Source organism: Helicobacter rappini (assembly GCF_900198625.1).
Lineage (GTDB): Bacteria > Campylobacterota > Campylobacteria > Campylobacterales > Helicobacteraceae > Helicobacter_A > Helicobacter_A rappini.
The window spans coordinates 26,623-46,611 of the sequence record NZ_FZPK01000011.1; the positions used below are offsets into that span (position 1 = coordinate 26,623).

Genomic DNA, 19,989 nt, shown 5'->3' on the forward strand with positions numbered 1-19,989 from the left:
CCCCCCCCCCCTTTTTTTTTGTTATAATGGCGACTTTATTTTTACTACTTAATTGAAGAAGGGATCAACATGCAGCATGAAGATGAAGTTTTTGAGATATTAGATTCTGTAAATATTATTCAAATAGTAAGTTTTGAGTGGGAAAGGATTGATGCTATATCAGCAAAGGTAGCACATAAAGCTGGGAAAACCTTATATAAATGGAATATCGCTCAGGGTCTGTCTCGCTTTGATAATGAAAATAAAATATTTAGATCCTTTGAAGAAAAAGAGGTGAGTGAGATTTTAGAGTGGTTTCAAGGTGAAGAAGCAAGCAATAGCATTGTAGTTTTAGAGGATTTTTATCCACTGCTTGATGATAATCCACAAATCATTAGAATCTTTAGAAATATCGCAAGGGGACCAAAAGATAGGACAATTATATTATCACAACCATTTCAAAAAATCCCACAAGAACTAGATAAAGATGTGCATATTATCACGCTTGATTTATCAAATAAGGCTGATTTAGAGGTAATCTTTCGACAATGTATTGAAGATGCTAAATATGGATCGCAAGAACTAGATGAAAATCTAAAAGATAGACTTATAGAATCTGCCTTAGGGCTTACCATTATGGAGGCTAGAAAGGTCTTTATGAGAGCTATTAAACGCACTAAAGGTAAGCTTGGAGAAGATGAGATTAAACTAATTGTTAGTGAAAAAGAGCATATTATAAAAAATAGCGGATTTTTAGAATACTATCATCATAAAGAGGGGCTTAGTGATGTTGGTGGTTTAGACGAGCTTAAAAATTGGCTTACAAAAAGAGGTAGGGCGTTTCATAAAGAGGCAAAGGAATATGGACTTGAGATTCCAAAGGGAGTGCTGCTTTTAGGGATTCCTGGGACTGGTAAGAGTTTGAGTGCTAAGGCGATAGGAAGTGAGTGGAAGTTTCCTATTATAAAGCTTGATATGGGGAGAATCTTTGGCGGTATTGTAGGTGAGAGTGAGAGTAATATACGAAAAGCATTACAGATTACAGAAGCTATTGCACCTTCAATTTTATGGATTGATGAGATTGAAAAGGGCTTTTCTGGCTTGTCTAGCTCTGGCTCTACTGATGGCGGCACGACTTCAAGGGTGCTTGGCACTTTTTTATCGTGGATGCAGGATAAGAGTAAGCCTGTATTTGTCGTAGCAACAGCAAATGATATTAGCAAACTCCCACCTGAACTCTTGCGTAAAGGTAGGATTGATGAAATTTTCTTTGTGGATTTGCCTAGCTTTAATGCAAGAAAAGCAATTATAAGCATACATTTAAAGCGATTAAAAAGAAATCCAAGTGATTTTGACTTAGATGCTCTATCAAAAGCTTGTATGGGTTTTTCTGGTGCTGAGATTGAGGAATGCATAAAAGATGCTCTCTTTGCTGCCTTCAATGATGCAAAAGAAGTAGATGATAGCTATATAATAGATTCTGCTGAAAAAACTTATCCGCTATCAAAAACTATGAGTGAGAGTATTACTTCTATGCGTAAATGGGCTAAGGCTAGGGCTGTTTATGCCTCTAGTGAAGAGTTTGATGGTGAGTTGAAAAACGATAAAGATGTCCCACAATTAAGACAAGAGATAACCGCTAATCCATTTATGTAATTATTTTAATGCTAAAGGGGTTGTATGCAGCATTATTATCATGCCTTTTCACAAAACGCAGATGAGGCAAATAGAAAAAGAGAGTGTATAGAAAAAGAGATATTGCCCTTTAAGCAATATATAGATACTGCCATTAAATCGCTAGAAAAGAAAAAAGTAAGGGCTAAATGGGAGAGAGTAGAAACAGAGTTTAATGCAAGTTTAGAGATTAGGGGATATTTTTATGAATATAATCCCTTAGGTCAAATAAGCTTAAAAGATGAATTTTATAAACAGCTAGATTCTATTCTATTTGTAGGGAATCTCCCACAAACTAGAGATTACGATGAAAAACTTTTTATCACTTTGGAAAATGGGGAAAAAATAAAAATAAGCCTAAAAGATGGCGACATAGCACAAGATTATAGGGTGCTAGATAGGCTTTGTAATCTTGCTAATACAGGGTTTGAGGTGCAAGACAATGGGAATCTAGAATCTAAAGATTGTCATATTGAGCGTAGCGAAATATCTAATATGGAATCTAAAAAAGATTGTTTAGCTATGTCTCAAAATGACAAGATACAGAATCTATATTCTAGCAATACAGGCTTTACCCACTTAGACTCTTTATCACTAGATAATGACACAAAACAAAAGCTAAAAGATTTTAGCATTAAAAAAGCGTCTTGGAGCGGTGATGATTTAGAGATTAAAACACTGAAGCAATGGCTTAATAATGGAAAATTAGATTTAGATTCTAAACAAGTAGAGATTAAAAGCTTGCAAGATAATGTGATTTTGCTAAAAAGTGATATAAATAAGGCAAATGTAATACAAAAAGATGGCTATTTTCTACCTGCTACACTAGAGATAAACTACATTCAAGATAATCATAAAGTATTGCAAGACAACAAAACTCATAAAATCATATATTGTAAAAATGAGATAAAAAGCCAACTTTGCAATCCAATAGAAAAACATCTTGCAAAAAGCTATTGCGATTTTCAATCTCTATGTGATAAAAGTGGAAATAAGATAGATATAGAAAAGCAAGATTCTAAACAAGTATTCATAAAAGATATAAAAAAGCTAGATGATAAAACAATCTTATATGATAAATTTGGCATATCCTATACTCTAAAAAAGGTAAAAAACGAAGGCTTTAATATCAGGCTATTAAGAAATGATGATGAGAGAGAAGATGAAAATGAGATAGAATCTTCTTTGCGTTTCTTTTTAGATTCTGACATTCAAGTAATGGCATGTTTAGATGGACATAAAGAGCCACAAGAGTGCCGAGTAAAGATTATAAATAGAGATGAGTTTATCATTGAGTTGCTATATAAAAACAGACCAATACTTCCGCGACAAGGCTCTATACTCGATACAAAGCCAAATCCATATCGGCTAAAATGTCAAAGAAATGCTATACAAAATCTTATAAAAATGCCACTAGCCCAAAGTCATACGCTTTTAAAGCTTTTTGCTTCAAGGACAAAGGATAAAATAAGTTGGCTAACAAAAGATTCTAAGATAATAGATATTACAGAATGGGAAGTGCTAACAGATGAGAATAGAGAGGGTGCTAACATTCAGCGAAATTTCATACAACAAGCCTTAAATACAAAAGACTTTGCCTTGCTAGAGGGACCTCCGGGCAGTGGTAAAACGACTACAATCTTAGAGCTTATCGCACAGATTATAAAGCAAAATAAAAGGGTATTGCTTTGTGGCTCAACACATGTTGCAATAGATAATGTGCTAGAGAGATTAAAAGAAAGAGAACTTATAGAAAAGCTAAATATTTTCCCCATAAGAGTAGGAAGTGAGGGGGCTTTGAGCGAAGAGGTAAGGGAATTTAGACTAGGTGATTTTGCTAGAAATTATGAAGATTCACTGCTTGAAAAATATAGCGTTTATAATGATTTAGAAAAAGATTCTAATGATGAAAATAAACAAGGAAAAATTGGCTTAAAATTCTTTATGCAATGTGCCAATCTAGTATGCGGCACAACAATTGGGATTTTGCAATATCCAGCCTTTAAGATTCAAGATGAAGAAGAGGATAGTAAAAAACGCAATAAAAAGACTATAAAGCCTATAATGCCTGATTTTGATTATTTAATCATTGATGAGTCTTCAAAGACGACTTTTCAAGAGTTTCTAGTCCCAGCAATGTATGCGAAAAAGTGGATTATAGTAGGTGATACAAGACAGCTTAGCCCCTTTGTAGATAGAGATGAGTTAGTGGATAATATTAGCAATCTTGCTTTGAGATATAATAAAATAAACAAAGGCTTTGACTTTTTAGAATCTAGCTATCAACAAGCTTGTTTTTTGCTTTATTTATTATCAAAAATCTATAAAGAAAATGGCTTTAATATAAAAATTGCTATGGGCGTATCAAGTGAGATTTTATGGATTCTAGAACAAGAGATTGAGATAAGGACAGATGAAAAAAGAGATAATTTTGGTGTGCTAAATAATAGATTAAAAGTTGGGTATATTAAAGATTTACAAGCAACTTCATATTTTGATAACCTTAATAAACATTGGATTTTTTATGATGAGGGTCTAGCAAAAAAGGATTCACTACATAATCCTTTAAAGCACCTTATCCCAAGTGATTTTATAGACTTTGATAATCTCGCTTTATTGTATCAATACAAAGCAAAACATAAAAATACAACTTTAATGTTTGACAATAATGCTAAAAATACAGAATCTTTTCTTAAAGCAATTAAGGATTATAAGCAAGAGAGAAGCTTTGCTAGTGAGATTGCTTGGCGGCTTAGTAGAGAGTTTGAGTTAAGGACTTTTTCAGATTCCAATAAGGCTAAAAATAAAAATCAATCATACACAAAAGCAATTGATGAGTTACTCCCAAAAAGTCATAAAGATAGAAACCTTATCCGCAATAAAATCTCAAGTATAGCAAATATTTCCCTACCCTCAATTCTAGAATCACTTATTAAAGGTGTAAGCGATAGGCGAAGTGAAAGAGAAGATTCAGCCATTCGCAGCGGCTTTACACAAGATGAGCTAAAACAGAGACATAGTATATTAAGCACACAAGGTAGAATGCACGAAGATATTTCACGCTTTCCACGAGAGCAATTCTATAAAGAAGCAAATGCTTTGAAAGATTTAAGCAATCTTAATCGAGAATGGAGCTACACAAGATATAAAAAGCGAAGCGTATGGATAAATGTAGATAGCAAGAGTTATAGAGGTAGAAACGAAAAAGAAGCAGAGTTTCTTATAAAAGAGCTTAGAGCATTTATAGATTTTGCTAGTAACAATCCACACCCACTAAATGAAACCTGGAGTGTTGCTGTGCTAAGTTTTTATAAGGGGCAAACTAGAATCTTAGAATCTAAACTGCAAGAATACACAGGATTAAAGCATAAGAGCACAGATTTTACGAGAGAGTGGAATGGCACAAAGATACAAATAAAGCTTTGCACCGTAGATAAGTTTCAAGGGCAAGAAGCTGATATTGTGTTTCTCTCAATGGTCAATACAGATAAAATCGGCTTTTTAGATAATCCAAATCGCTTAAATGTCGGTATTACAAGGGCAAAATTTCAGCTTGTGATATTAGGAAAATATGATTATTTCAGTCAATGCAAAGATGATATGCTAAAACAATTTGCATTGCACCATAAAGCATTACATAAGGGGAATAAATGAAAATAGAATTAATGCATACTATAAGGCTACAAAGTGGCTTTGCGTTTTTAGATATTGAAGTGCTGCATAACGCAAGCGATATGGCAGAATTTTTAGAATCTTTGCAGAAAAATGAAGCACTTTTTAAAGAGCCGCTGCAAACAAGGGCAAAAGAAGAAATGCAAAAACTTGGCTTTTTAGATTCTAATAACCACATTACAGAAAAGGGCAAGAAGCTTTTAGAAACAAAGCAACGATATATAAAAGAATGCGGTAAATATAAAATAGACTTTAGTTATAATGATAGCATTTTTGATAACAGAATCTTTAAGGCAAAAAGGGCCGAAATAGATGAAAGTGAGCAAGAATTAGAAACAATAGATTTTGGTAAAAAGTCGCGTGTATTGCTAGATGATGAAAATAAGGTAACTGATAGTATAAAGATTCTAACCAAATTAGCAAGTGTGCAAATGCAGCGGGGAGAAGAGATAATCACATATATAAGATTCCATTTAGCAAGTGTGCAAATGCAGCGGGGAGAAGAGATAATCACATATATAAGATTCCACGAGATTAATCAAAATGGCGAAATCCTTAGGGATACAGAATGTTTAGATGGTGTGGATATTGAAGAAAATGAAGATTTTAGCGAAAAGTTTTTAGACACAAAAACCTTTATACAAAAATACGAACAAGCACTAGGACCAAATTGGGATAGAGACAATTTAGTTTATAGAATTAATACAGATGAATTAAACGATTTTTTGGAGGAACAAGTTATAAAAGATATACGCACATTAACAGCAAGTTTTAAAAAAGAGAATTTTACATTTAGCAATCTAGCATTATCCCCAAAAGAAGAAAGCGATGCAAAATATATGCTAAATTGTTGTTTATTAAAAGATTTAAGCGAGTCCTATCTCACACAAGATGACTTAGATTCTAAGCTAGAATCTTATATCAACCATAAAGGTTTAAATGAGTTTTTAAAAAGCAGTGATAAAAAAGAATATATAAGCAAACTAGAATCTTCACTCAAACAAGAAAAGGATAAAACAGCCTATTGGCATTATAATGCAATAAATGATTTACTACCAAAAAGAGATTTATTGCCAAATATCATAAAGACAATTACGCTCAACTATGATGAAGAGTTAAGCTATGCTGATTTTATAGATAAAATCACACAAAATAGAGAGATACAAGCATTTATTTATATTGATAGATATTTTATCGATGAGTATCAATATAAAAAGGCAGAGTTAATAGCACAGGGCTTTAACACACAGCAATATCTAATAATCACAGATGAAAGAAATATAGAATCTCTAACCGCAAGACAATTAAACGCACGACCTTTCGATCCTATTCCACACGATAGATATATGATTCTAAAGGTTAATAATGAAATAGAGATTTGGAATATAACACAAAGCGACTTTTTATACTTTGATGAAATAAAAGCAAAAGATATAACATTGGATACAAAAGGGAGAGCAGAAGGTTGTGTTATTAGCAATATAGATAATTTTTCTATATTTGATAACAAATTAAAAGAGATTATACAAGACTTTATGGGAGTAAAACAATGATAAGCATCGCACATAAAGAAATCACAAAAGATTATGGGGATAGTGTTATAGAAAATGTATGGGTAGATTCTAATAGTTGTCATGTTGAACGCAGTGAAACATCGCAAAGTTTAGAATCTACACAAAGCACCAAAGAGACAACCCAGATTCTAGGAACTATGCAGGCAATAAAAGATTCTATGCTAGAGACTTTGCAAACCGCACAAGATTCTATAATATGCCTTTACACTTCATTTTTAGATCCTGAGATTATAAAGCTTATCCCAGAAATTGCAAAAAACAATAGAATCTATATCTACACAAAAGACCAAAATACACTACAAGAGCTATCACATCACAGCCTTGTGCGTGTGGGAGAAAACCTTGCAGGAAGCTTTGCGCTAATACAAAAAGATAAAAACATTCAAGGCTTTTTTAGCACAAAGGATTTTGATATAGAATCTAATCAGCTTTTTTTAGAGTTAGATTCTAATCAATGTAATGATTTTTGGCATTATTTTATCACTTGCTTTTGGAAAGAAGCAAAACAAGAATTTATCGCGGGAAAAGAAGAGAAAATAAAAGAGATGAATCAAAAAGATTTTATACCCCCTTTTCAAAATGGTTTTGATACAGAGTTTATAAGAGATTCTATATTACAAGAAAAGAGCAATGCTCTCATACAACTACAGACAAATTCACCACTTATAGATTTATTGCAAGATTTTGAAGAGTGTCATTTTCTCTTACAAGATTCTAAAGTTTTGAGTGGTGAAGTTTTAGAAAACAGCACCACAAGCAACTTTGTCATTACAAATGTCGGCTTTGATAGCATAGATACAGATATATTTCTAAGTGATAATAATACCCTTCTTTATAGCATAAGTCTTAATGACATACAAAACAAAATGTTTAAAAGTTGTAGAGAAGCTTTTAGTATCACCAAATCTTTCAAGCACGAAGTAGCCCTAAAAGAACTCATAGATAAAACCATACATTATTTAGATGGCAAAACTGCAAAGATAGAAGCACATACAACACACAAAGATTCTATACAATGCACTAGCTTTTTGGATAAAGATGAGTTTGAGACACAAGAGCTAGACTACAAGCAAATATGGCAGGATAAATATCCACATACCTGCGAGATTACATACAGCTTTGATATTATCCCCTTTTACACACCCACACATTTTAAACAAGCAAATTTATACAATGAATGGGAAAACACACATAAAGCCCTGCACGACACAATAAACAAAGCATTAAATAATATAGAATCTATCTATAAAAAGCAAGATGAGCTAAACGCATTTCAAGCCCTTTTAAGCGAAGCAAAAAATTTTTTTAAAAGATTTTTCTTAGGTAAGAATACAAATCTAAAAGACCTAACCGCAAAGCTAAATGAGATAAAAGAGAAAGCCACACTTGAAACTCTCAATATAGATTCTACACAAAGCTACATACAAGAACTAGAAAAGCATATAAAAACTATTAATGAAAATAGTGGCGAGATAGACCTAAAGCTTGATGAAGCAAAAGAGCACAATGAATGGCAGACAAGAAAAAACAAACTAGAAGAAGAAATAGAGAAATTACAGCAACACTGCCACACAAAGCAACAAGACCTAAATACAAAAGAAAAAGAATGTAAAGACAAAAAAGAAAAGCTAGATTCCATGCAGAAAGAAATACAGAATCTAGAGAATGAAAAAGATAAGGCAAAAGCACATTTAGATACATTAAAACAAGAGCAACAAAAGCTATCTAAAAACAATCAAGAAAAAGAAGAGTATTGCAGAAAAAAACAAAAAGAAAAAGCGGACAAAGAAAATAAATCTAACAATAATGAAAAAACCATAAATGCAACAAAAGATAGGTTAAAAGAGTTGCAACAAAAAGCAAATGAATTGCAGCAAAAGATTCTTGAAGCAAAAAATAAAGAGTTAGAGAACCTAAAACAAAATCAGCATGAAAAAGAAAAATCCAGCGACAAGGAGTAGTTATGGCTAAAAAAAAGAACAATCAACAGAAAAACGCAATACAAAATAAACAGCAAATAGACGCAAGTAGCACATCTTTAGAACAACAGCTAAAAGACATCTTAGAATCTAGGGCAAAGTTGGAAAAACAACAACAAGATTTAGAATCTGAAAATAAAATCATAAAAGATGAAATCCATGAAATAGATAGGATTCTTATTGACAATAAGCAACAAATGGAATCTATAAAAGGGCAAATGCAGATAAAACAACAGAGCGTAAAAGCAGCACAAGACAATCTAGATGAAACCACGCAAACCCTAGATTCTAAAAACAAAGACCATAACAAAGAAAAGAAAGACAAAGAAGCCCTAGATAAATACATAGACACAGAAAAACAAAATTTACAAAAAGATGAAAATAAACTTAAAAACCTAAAAGATGAATTAAAGACTAAATACGAAAAATTTAGCTACAATAAAAAAGATTCTAAAGAATCTAAATCATCTCTAGCCTTTATGGATAAAACACAAAGCCGAACACAGCAAGAGATACACATGGTAATACCAAAGGAAGATCGCCCAACCACAGGCACACTAAAGGAGGACAAACATGAGCGACTTTTAGAGATTAGTCAATGGGATGAAGTAGAGAGTGCGACAGAAGAAGCACAAAGGCTTAAGGCAAGTTTAAGTGTAAAACACGATAAATCACAATAGAAAGGACAAATATGAAAGAAGAGAAAATCATCGTAACAATCAATGAAGATGGCAGCCTAGACCTAAAGAGCGAAGGCATAAAAGGCGAGGCTTGTATGGGCGAGATAGAAGCCCTGCTTAGCGAAGACATGGATATAGAAAGCGACAAAAAGACAGATGAATATTATCAAAAAGTCTCACAAACACAATCTGCTACACTAAGGAGTAAAAAATGAGTAGAAGAGTTATAACAAGGACACCAATCATAGATAAAGAATGCCTAATAGAAGCCCTAAAAGCAAGCAATTGCCAATATCAAGACCAAGGCAACAGAATCTCTGTGCAAATAGGTTGTGGCATAACCTACATACAAAAAGACACGCATTTTAGCGTAGATTATTACAGCGACCATATCGATGAAAGAAACTTTGTAGAATCTGTAAATAAAGCATATCTAAGAATCTATAAAGCAAAGCTAGAGCGTTTGGAAAGAGAGAGATTAGAGGAAGAAGCAAGGAAAGAGAGAGAACGACTAGAAGCCTTTAAAGAAGCACAAAAAGCCCAAATCATTGAAAAAGCAAAAAAGCAAGGCTACAAAGTCAAAGAAGTCAAAAAAGGCGATAAAATCCAGCTTGTATGTGTGAGATATGGGTAAGAGGTGATTTATGGCGTGGTTTTCATCAATCAACACTAATTACCAAGGGGAATTATCGGAACGATTAGAATTTCTTTATGAGTTTGCAAATTACCAAGGGGAATTATGGGAACGATTCAAATTGCTTGATGAGTTTGCAAACAAACGGAATATATCGCACTCTTTAGCAGCAAAGTTACTCGCAAAAGCAGAGGGAGAATCATGTCTTAAAGGAATATCAGTTATTATAGATGTTAAAATTAGCTCTAACAATGCAGTCGAAGATTCAAATTTAGCCGATGATTTAATAATAAAGAGTCCAGAAGTTTTAAGGGATTGTATATATCAACTCAGTCACGATAAACCAAAGTTATCTTTTGATAGAGAACATTTTGACAATTCAATAGAGATATTGATTCAATTGGCATTTAAATTCTGTGTTAAAGATAAAAGCGGATATTGCTCTTTTAAGCAATTCATGTTTATAGTAGTCTTTTTAAGTGAATTTAAAGATATAGATAGCCTAAAATCCCTTATGCAATATGTAGAATCTAGCGATTATGAAGCCTTAAAAAGCTTTGCAAGTAAGTATAAATTTACAATAGATGAAGCAGCAACAAGACTTGCTAAAGATCAAGGGTCATTTGATATTGTTAATAAAATAGCAGCTAATCAAAATATATCCATAGCAAAAGCATTTTATGAGTATAAGGCTAGACAAAAGAAGATTCAAACCTTTACCCAATATATACAAGAATATAACGCAAAACATAAAGCAGAACTTAACGATAGAAAGGAACAGCAAATGAATAGCACAAATAGTAACAATTTAGCAGATATTTTAGCAGATATTAATAATCTTACTCAAACTCAAAAAGCCATAGAAGAATTACTAGAAAAACGTTTTGATTTTGATAACTCTCACAAAAACTACTCAAACACCACCTTTAGAATCTTTGGTAATAGTAGTGATAACGCCATGTTTCCTAAAACGCTTACAGAGACAATACAAGAGATAATCTCCATGCTAAAAGAGATTAATCAAACCGCAAAGACAAGCGATTTACAACCACTAATAGATTTAGCAATAGAGCTAGATTCTGAAACTACAAAAGATATATCAAGTGATATACAAACCCTTTTCAAACAATTTAGCAATCTAGAAACATATCTCAACAAAAAGCTAGATAAATTAGATAGAATCCTATCAAAAAGCATAGATTTTGATACCTATTCACAAACAGATAAAGCCCTAATCAATAAGATAAAATCCATACAAGAGATACTACATAATATATTCATATCCATAAATATTGATGAAGGCGAAACAACAAGAGTAAAAAAACGAGCCTATATGCGAAGCATAACAACCGCTAAAAACGCAATAAAGCAAATAGAAGAATTACTAGATGGCACAGACTTACGAGAGCCTATCCCAGAAACCATAAAACAAGATGATGGCAAACGATACGCCGATAATCCATTTATGGGCAGAGTGTAAAAAGCTAGTAGCATTTAGAAACCCTACCATATCTTTATGGGTGTGCGTAGATTTTGGTACATTTTAACAAGACTTTAGATTCTTGTCATTTTTGCAAGTGTGGGCAAAAGCTTGTTTCGTGCGAGCCATAGGCGAAAAATCTTTTTTAGATTCTAAAGTTTTAGATATTTCGCTACGCTCAATATGACAATTTGTTTGCGGAAACTAGATTCTAATTTACCCACAAAACCCAAACCCTACTTCTTATTCTTCGCTATCCAGTTCAAATACCCATTTGCATTGATAATCTCTTGTATAAAAGGCGGAAAGGGCGTTGTGCTAAAGCTTTTAGCACTTTTAGATTCTATAATCTCACCTTTATCAAAGTCAATGCTTACCTCATCGCCATCTTGCAGGAAGTCTGCTATCTCTTCAGATTCAATAATCGCTAAGCCGATATTAATCGCATTGCGATAAAAGATTCTAGCAAAGCTTTTTGCGATAATGCAGCTTATCCCACTTGCCTTAATCGCAATAGGTGCGTGTTCTCGGCTACTCCCGCAGCCAAAGTTCCACCCGCCAACCATAATATCGCCACTTCTCACTTTTTTCACAAAATCTTTATCAATGTCTTCCATACAATGACTTGCAAGCTCCCTATGGTCTGCGGTGTTGAGATACCTTGCTGGAATAATCACATCAGTATCTACATTATCGCCATATTTATGGATAAATCCTTGTGCTTTCATCGCTTTTCCTTTTAATGTGTGTATGTTTCATGTTTTATATTCTTTACATTTCTAACATTTTATCCTAAAAATTCAAAAAAGCATAAATTTATGTTTTACAATGTTATATAACTTGCATTTAATATCGCAATTTAAGCTCAATATAATCATTTAAAATATAAAAATAATTGCAAAAACTAAGTGAATTTTTGATAAAATAAAGCTTTGTTGAATCAACAAGTGGAGTTTATAATGCCAGATAATAAATATGAATATTCAGATTCTGCTCATTTTGAAACATTGCATGAGGTAGAGATAGCCCAGCCTAGAATGCAAGAGATTATCCTGCTTAATGATGATTATACAAGCGTTGATTTTGTTATTACCTTGCTTATGCGTGTGTTTAATAAAAGTATGCTTGATGCACAGACTATTACGCAGTTTGTGCATAACACAGGCGAGGGGAGTTGCGGTGTGTATCCCTATGATATTGCGGAGTTAAAGTTTAGTATGGCTACAAATTTTATACGAGATAGCGGTATGCCATTGCGGCTTGTTTTGCGTGATGTTATGTAGGGGTTAAAATGGGTGAGCTAAATTCGACTTTATCAAACATTTTTCAAAAAACACTTCATTTTGTAGAAGATATGCGACATGATGTCTTAACGATTGAGCATGCTTTTTATGTCATGCTTGAGAATCCTTTAGGTAGAGAACTCGTTGAGGCAACTGGGGCAAATACAAAGATTTTAATGGATTCTCTTGGTGCGTATTTAGAAAAACATATACCAAAGGGAAGAGCCCTAAAAGAATTAGAAGCACCACACCAAACACCAGCCTTTATGCGTGTATTTGATCACATGATTTCACATGCAAAAAACGCACAAAAGGCTAGTGTTGGAATTGGCGATTTTTTTGTAGCCCTTATGCAAGAAGAAGATTGCTATTGTGCGAGATTATTAAAAGCACAAGGCATTCAAATAGAAGATGTAATGCGTATTGTGGTAGATTTTGATGAGCATGTCTCTAGGGAAAAAACAAAAGATTCTCAAAGTCAGCTTGAAAAATACGCAAAAAATCTTAATCAATTAGCCATTGAAGGCAAGATTGACCCGCTTATAGGCAGAGATTTAGAGATCAATCAAATCGCACAAGTGCTATGCCGTCGCAAGAAAAATAACCCTATGTTAATAGGTGAGGCTGGAGTTGGCAAAAGTGCCATTGTGGAGGGCTTAGCATTGCGTATCGTAGAGAGAAGTGTGCCTGCAAAATTGCTTAACAATGTAATCTATGCGGTTGATGTAAGCTCTGTTGTGGCGGGGACAAAGTATCGTGGCGAGTTTGAAACGCGTATTAAAAAGATTCTAGCTGAAGTGGAGAAAGATAAAAATATCATTATTTTCTTTGATGAGATTCACATGATTGTTGGCGCGGGTCAGTCAAATAGTGGTGGCATGGATTTTTCAAATCTTTTAAAGCCTATGCTTGCTAGTGGGAGACTGCGTTGTATTGGTGCGACTACAAGTCATGATTATAAAAACTCATTTGATAAAGATAAGGCATTAGCACGCCGTTTTACGCAGATAAAAGTCGAAGAGCCAAGTGAGGAAGAATGCCTATTAATCCTTGAGAAAATCGCACCGCTTTATGAAAAGTTTCATAATGTAACCTATGAAAATGAAGCGATAAAAGCCTGTGTGAGCCTATCAAGCAAGTATATCACAGAGAGACATTTGCCCGATAAAGCCATAGATTTAATGGATGAGGCTGGAGCAAAGGCACAATTAAATGAATTTTTATGCAATGATGAGAGAAAAAGTGAGACTTTAGAGAAGCTAACAAAAACAAAGAAAACAAAAAAAGATTCTAAAACACAGCATAAGATCATCACCAAAGAGCATATTGAATCTCTTATGGCTTCAATCACAAACATTCCAAAATCAACGATTAATGCCGATGAAAGTATGCTATTAAAGAATCTAGAATCAAAACTTAAAAAACGCATTTTTTCTCAAGATAAAGCGATTGAAAAAATTGTAGAAAAGATAAAAATTAATAAGGCTGGTTTGGGTGAATTGCACCGCCCAATTGCAAGCTTTCTCTTCACTGGTCCATCTGGTGTTGGCAAGACTGAGTTAAGCAAGGAATTAGCAAAAATACTTGGCATTAAATTTGAGCGAATCGATATGAGTGAATACGCAGAATCTCATAGCATTAGTAAGCTGATTGGCTCGCCTGCCGGATATGTAGGCTATGAAGAAGGTGGGCTTTTAATCAATAAAATACGCATAAATCCGCATTGTGTATTATTGCTTGATGAGATTGAAAAGGCGCACAGCGATGTGTATAATATTTTGTTGCAAATCATGGATTCTGCGACATTAACGGATAATCAAAACAATAAAGCTGACTTTAAAAATGTGATTTTGATTATGACGAGTAATGCAGGAAGTAAAGAGGGCAACTCTGTGGGATTCCTTGATACAAGTGAGCATAGAGTTGGCATGGCGATTAAGGATACTTTTAGCCCAGAGTTTCGCAGTAGGCTTGATGCGATTATCCCCTTTATGCCACTTGGTGTGAATGAGTTGCAAAAAATCGCACAAAAATATATCACTGATTTAAACGAAACGCTAAAAGAAAAGCATATTACGCTAAATCTTAGCACAAAAGCCGCACAATTTATAGCACAACAATCTATTGATAAAGCACTTGGGGCAAGGGAGATTAAAAAAACTATAGATTCTGCTATTAAGCTTCCTTTAAGCAATGCCATGCTATTTGGAGAACTGCGTAAAGGCGGAGTAGCCCATATTAATGTAAAAAATAATACCCTTGTGTTTGATATACAAAAACAAAGGCAAGAGATTATCTAAAAAAGATTCTTAACATGCATTAAATAGTTTGTGTAGAGAAGCTAACTTATGGCTGTGTAATGCTAGAAAGTGGGGATATGACTTTGGATTTTGGCTCATTTTGGTGGGTCGGGGTTCAATATAAAAAGATATTTTGCGCTTACGCACTCAATATGACAAGATTTTAGAATCTTGTCATTTTAAGCCTTTGAAAAAAAGCAAAAATTCTAGCTTAGATTCTATATCTTTAGATACTTTCCACAAAGGCTTAGTATGACAAATATCTTCAGTACTACTAGATTTTAGATTATAAATGTGGTATATTTGCGATTTATTTTGAAAGGTAAAAAATGGCAATGACAACAAGCTTTAATTTAATAAGTAATGAAAACGCAATCATTCCAAATATCATTTTACGCACCATGCAAGATATAGAGCATATGCTAAAAGAGCTAAAAATCGCAGTAAAAAATCCCATTATATATAGCAGTGATGATATAAAAAACTTTGCAAATCTAAATCCATGGCTTGACCTTGCCTACAATATCGCTGATACAATAGACCCATCACTACTTGGCAATACTACAAAAACGCTTGATGATGCTACGCAATGCAGTGTTTTTGACCCAGAGATTGTAGTAGATAAGCAGTTTATGCAGAGTGTAAGTGATAGCTTTTCTCAATGCAGTGCTATGAATGCTAGGATTAATCAAAAGTTAGATGAGCTTGATGAGATTATGTCTAAAAGCATAGATATTTCTCGCTACACAAAAGATGAAAAAGCAGTCCTAACACAAGTCCAAACCATATATGAAACACTTCATAGCACACTGCAATCTATTATAGATAATGTTAATGGAAGCACAGATACCAACAGCGTTATAGGGCGTGGCATTACAAGTCTTATTGATCGCATAGATAAATATGCAAATGATTATGGTCTTGATAATGACGATAATGATTCTAACAAGCAAGATAATACAATGAAAATAGACTCAAGTAAATATGGTGATAATATACGGACAAGGAAGCGGGTATATATGCGTTGGATCAATAGTCTAAAAGATTGTATGGATTCTATACAAAATATAATAGGTTCTAATACACTAAGGGCTAATCACGCTAAACCAACCACACCGCAACCTAACCAAACTCAAAGTAACACACAAGCACAAAATACAGATGAAAAGCTAAGCAAAGAATCTAACAAAGATATACAACCACATCAAAGAAACCCATTTTTATAAAAAGGCAAATTATGCAACTCTCAAGCATAAAAGAATACTCGCAAATCTATGGCTTTGAGCCAAGCTTTGTGATATGGACACAAGGCTGTCCCATCCACTGCAAAGGCTGTTGGAATACACACACTTGGGATAGTAAAGGCGGCTTTACTATGGATATAGAATCTATCTTTAATAACATTAAAGAGCAAAAAGATTCCAAAACATTGCCGATACAAGCCGTTACAATATTAGGCGGTGAGCCTTTCTATCAATATGATGAGTTATATAAACTTGTATCGTTGATAAAATCGCTAGATTTAGGCATTATCGTATATAGCGGTTATGAAAAAGATGAACTAATACAAATGAAAAAAAATTCCATATTTAGCCTTATAGATGTGCTAATTTATGGTAGATATATAGAATCTTTGCGAGATTTAAACCTACATTTGCGCGGCTCTAGTAATCAAGTCATAGATTTTTTAAGCAATAGATATAATGAAAGCCTTATTAAAGATGGCAATTATATTGAAATTGATATTGATAACTTTGGAGGGCTTGATATTGTGGGCTATATTGAGCCAACAGATTCTATTATTACGCAAAACTTGTAAATATAAATCCATTATTTTATTGTAAAATTACGACTATTTTTTTGAGAATCTGTATGCAGATTTCTGCTAATTTATTAAAGGGGAGTTATGAAAAAGATTTGTTTATCGTTGGTTTTTAGTATAGGAAGTGTATATGCGGCTCATTGGGGTTATGATAAGCATAATGGACCAGATATGTGGGCGAAGATTGATCCTAAATTTAAGCTGTGTAGTTCTGGCTTAAAGCAATCATCAGTTAATATTGAGAGTAAAAAAACAACGGAATCTAAAAATGAGTTACACCTGCTTTATGGCACAAACTCAAAGGATATTATAAATAATGGACACACTATCGCCCTGCATTTTAATGAGGCGGGTGGCTTAGTCTATCAAAATAGAAAATATAATCTAGTCCAACTCCATTTTCACACACCTTCAGAAACGCAAATCGAGGGGAAATCCTACCCTATGGAAATGCACATGGTGCATAAAGATGAAAAGAATAATTATCTAGTTCTTGCCGTGCTATTTAGAAAAGGACAAAATAATATAATGTTAAATAATGTCTTATCTTATGCTCCCATTGATATAGATAAAGCCCATCAAATGGATATGATATATATCTCACAGCTCTTACCTAAGAATCATGGCTACTATGCTTTTAGCGGGAGTCTCACAACACCGCCTTGCAACGAGGGAGTGCAGTGGATAGTATTAAAAGAGAGTGTTGAAGCCTCACAAGCCCAAATTGATGCAATGCATGCAATCCTTAAAGATAATGCAAGGAATGTGCAGCCATTACATGACAGGGTGATTCTATCTGCGCCTTGATTTATGGCTATTCTATATGCCCTACTTTAAACAACATAGATATTTTTATGCTTTTATAGTTGTGTTATAAGGTATGGTTTTAAGGTTTTAGATTCTATTGGATTCAGTAATTTATAAGTGCATTTTTGCTATATTTTCAAGTATTTTTAAGTTTTTGACATGTGATTGTGTAGTTACAGAATCTAGAATTTCGCATTGAGGAGTAGTTGTGAAAGATGTTATTGAAAAACTAGAAATTATTCTCAATCAAGGCTTATATGGGCGAGATGAAGAGGTGAGACTAGCACTTTTATGCACCTTGAGTAATAAGCCACTTTTGCTTTATGGACATGATGATGCTAAAGATATACAAATGCGTTTTGAAGCGTTGTTTGGGGAAACGCCCATTAAAGCAAAGATTACCGCAGGCTCAAATCTCTCAAAAAATAAGGATAAATTAAGCAAATATACCGCCTATTGTTGCTTAGGCAATCATAATAATACAGAGCATCTCTATGATTATCTTTTCGCACCAAAAAACACAAATGTAATAGAAAAGCTAAAGCAGTTAGCCCCAGAAGCAAATAAACTGAAGAAATTTTTCCAAGATTATAATTTTACGCAGTTTTGGGACGAAGAGAATAGAGCAAAAGCAATTAATTTTATAGAATCCCTTGCTTCTCATGCAAACCCAACGGGTGAACTTGCAGGTGATATTGCAATGCTAGATGATGCAGAACAAAATCTAGTCAAACAGCTTTCAAATATCTCTGATAAAAGATTCAAAGACTTTTTACACTTACTTGCAGTAAATCTTATTATTAACAATAGAAAAGAGATTACACCCATTGACTTTGGTATGTTTTATTATTGTTTGCGTGATTGGTCTGATGGTGTGCGTTATCTTGAGACAACGATTTGTGCGAGTTTGTCAAATGATGAGTTACCAACCTTTGTATTCCATGATGAAGAGTATGAAAAGACATGTAAAGAGACTTTCTTTAAAAGCTACGAGCAGTATGCGTTTTTGATCCCAAATCTTGAATACATGGTATATGTGCCTTACTCTTCATCGCCAAGTATCCCAGCAAATGAGATATTTGTGCGACTAGATAGCTTTTATACGCAGTTTCAAAACCTTGTATGTGAAGAAACAAGCGATGATATAGCAAAGGATATGCAGGAAGTGGCAACGAAAGAGAATATCCTAAAAGACGCACAATTAAAAGAAATGGAACTAAAAGAGACGCAACTCGCACAAGTGCAGCTTAAAAGATCTGCATTTAAATCCGTAAAAGATGCCCTTGATGAGCGGCTAAAAATCGCAAATGCCAAAGAGAGCGAGTTTAGAGAGCAAAGAGAGATTTTGGAGAGTAAATATAAGGACGCAAAGACAACAGACAGAAGAGAGGGATTAGAATCTCAAATTGCTGAAGTGCAAGCAAAAGAAGATCAATTTAAAGAAATTAGACTAAATCTTGAAGCACAACTTCAAGATGCAAAAAATACGCTTGAAGATAAACTCAAACAGACAAAAGAGATTCTAGAAGAAAAACTACAAGAAGTAAAAGCAAAAGAACTTGACTTAAAAGAAGCCCAAGATAGATTAAACCAAAAGCTTACAAACCGCAAAGGCAATATGGATGTAAGGATAAAAGAGGGAAGAGAGTATCTTACGCAACTAAGGACACTGCCTGTAAATCTCAACAAAGCCGTTGATGCATGTAGAAAGCAAATTGATGCAGTATCAAAGCCAAATCCAATCTGGGCAAATCCACTAAAAATACATTTAGCTGCATTATATAAGATTCAGAAAAATCTACCCAATATGATAAAAGCCTTTGACTCTCAAGTAAAAAAATATGAAGAGCATGCAAAGCAATCCACACAAACACGCTAGGGTAAGAAGCATAAGTGTTCTTTAAACCCAACCTAGACGCTATAGTGAGTTTTTCATCAGCTGGCTGAATGTTAATATTTGTTACAATGTGCATCTTACGCTTCAACGATATATAAACTTATGTTGGAATTATCGTTACAAAAACCTTTAAAATAATGCTATGTTGCAAAAAAAATAATGAAACGATCGCACAAGAAGATATAGGGCTATGTAGCAACCACTTCTT

At 33.7% G+C, this 19,989-nt stretch carries 15 protein-coding genes; 14 read left to right on the forward strand and 1 reads right to left on the reverse strand.

Annotated features, from left to right (window positions below; genetic code table 11):
• Nucleotides 1–69 precede the first annotated feature (69 nt).
• Genes C6H17_RS02980 through C6H17_RS03015 form a run of 8 tightly spaced genes read left to right on the forward strand, consistent with a single transcriptional unit; the run spans nucleotide 70 to nucleotide 11,672 of the window.
• Nucleotides 70–1,635, forward strand: a complete 1,566-nt coding sequence (locus C6H17_RS02980; RefSeq protein WP_005217998.1) for an AAA family ATPase — start codon at nucleotides 70–72, stop codon at nucleotides 1,633–1,635.
• A 24-nt stretch (nucleotides 1,636–1,659) separates the two neighbouring features.
• Nucleotides 1,660–5,307: an AAA domain-containing protein gene (locus C6H17_RS02985; protein WP_020995944.1), complete on the forward strand. Its 3,648-nt coding sequence runs from the start codon at nucleotides 1,660–1,662 to the stop codon at nucleotides 5,305–5,307.
• On the forward strand, nucleotides 5,304–6,878 hold the full coding sequence (locus tag C6H17_RS02990; protein ID WP_005217982.1) for a hypothetical protein: 1,575 nt from the start codon (nucleotides 5,304–5,306) through the stop codon (nucleotides 6,876–6,878). The genes C6H17_RS02985 and C6H17_RS02990 overlap by 4 nt, the downstream gene beginning before the upstream one ends.
• Entirely contained in the window at nucleotides 6,875–8,860 is a 1,986-nt protein-coding gene (locus C6H17_RS02995) for a hypothetical protein (protein WP_005217980.1), read from the forward strand. Before C6H17_RS02990 ends, C6H17_RS02995 begins: the two co-directional genes overlap by 4 nt.
• A gap of 2 nt (nucleotides 8,861–8,862) precedes the next feature.
• Entirely contained in the window at nucleotides 8,863–9,558 is a 696-nt protein-coding gene (locus tag C6H17_RS03000) for a hypothetical protein (protein ID WP_005217978.1), read from the forward strand.
• 11 nt (nucleotides 9,559–9,569) lie between these two features.
• Entirely contained in the window at nucleotides 9,570–9,773 is a 204-nt protein-coding gene (locus tag C6H17_RS03005; protein WP_005217976.1) for a DUF2997 domain-containing protein, read from the forward strand.
• Nucleotides 9,770–10,192 (forward strand): hypothetical protein, encoded by a 423-nt coding sequence (locus tag C6H17_RS03010; protein WP_005217974.1) that lies wholly within the window; start codon nucleotides 9,770–9,772, stop codon nucleotides 10,190–10,192. The genes C6H17_RS03005 and C6H17_RS03010 overlap by 4 nt, the downstream gene beginning before the upstream one ends.
• 10 nt (nucleotides 10,193–10,202) lie before the next feature.
• On the forward strand, nucleotides 10,203–11,672 hold the full coding sequence (locus C6H17_RS03015; protein WP_005217972.1) for a hypothetical protein: 1,470 nt from the start codon (nucleotides 10,203–10,205) through the stop codon (nucleotides 11,670–11,672).
• Nucleotides 11,673–11,908: 236 nt separating this feature from the next.
• Here C6H17_RS03015 and leuD read toward each other — a convergent pair whose 3' ends face one another.
• Nucleotides 11,909–12,400: a 3-isopropylmalate dehydratase small subunit gene (gene leuD / locus C6H17_RS03020; protein ID WP_005217970.1), complete on the reverse strand. Its 492-nt coding sequence runs from the start codon at nucleotides 12,398–12,400 to the stop codon at nucleotides 11,909–11,911.
• Nucleotides 12,401–12,631: 231 nt separating this feature from the next.
• Here leuD and C6H17_RS03025 point away from each other — a divergent pair, with 231 nt between their 5' ends.
• The 6 genes from C6H17_RS03025 (at nucleotide 12,632) to C6H17_RS03050 (ending at nucleotide 19,763) form a co-directional block, all read left to right on the forward strand.
• On the forward strand, nucleotides 12,632–12,955 hold the full coding sequence (locus tag C6H17_RS03025; protein WP_005217967.1) for an ATP-dependent Clp protease adaptor ClpS: 324 nt from the start codon (nucleotides 12,632–12,634) through the stop codon (nucleotides 12,953–12,955).
• A gap of 8 nt (nucleotides 12,956–12,963) precedes the next feature.
• The gene (locus C6H17_RS03030; protein ID WP_005217964.1) at nucleotides 12,964–15,255 is read left to right on the forward strand and encodes an AAA family ATPase; all 2,292 of its coding nucleotides are present in this window, start codon (nucleotides 12,964–12,966) and stop codon (nucleotides 15,253–15,255) included.
• 329 nt (nucleotides 15,256–15,584) lie between these two features.
• Nucleotides 15,585–16,481, forward strand: a complete 897-nt coding sequence (locus C6H17_RS03035) for a hypothetical protein (RefSeq protein ID WP_005217958.1) — start codon at nucleotides 15,585–15,587, stop codon at nucleotides 16,479–16,481.
• Nucleotides 16,482–16,492: 11 nt separating this feature from the next.
• Complete coding sequence (locus tag C6H17_RS03040; RefSeq protein ID WP_005217955.1) at nucleotides 16,493–17,074, forward strand: 4Fe-4S single cluster domain-containing protein; 582 nt, start codon at nucleotides 16,493–16,495, stop codon at nucleotides 17,072–17,074.
• A gap of 87 nt (nucleotides 17,075–17,161) precedes the next feature.
• Nucleotides 17,162–17,884, forward strand: a complete 723-nt coding sequence (locus tag C6H17_RS03045; RefSeq protein ID WP_005217953.1) for a carbonic anhydrase — start codon at nucleotides 17,162–17,164, stop codon at nucleotides 17,882–17,884.
• Between the two features lie 208 nt (nucleotides 17,885–18,092).
• Nucleotides 18,093–19,763, forward strand: coding sequence for a hypothetical protein (locus C6H17_RS03050; protein WP_005217952.1), 1,671 nt, complete (start codon nucleotides 18,093–18,095; stop codon nucleotides 19,761–19,763).
• The last annotated feature ends 226 nt before the right edge of the window (nucleotides 19,764–19,989 follow it).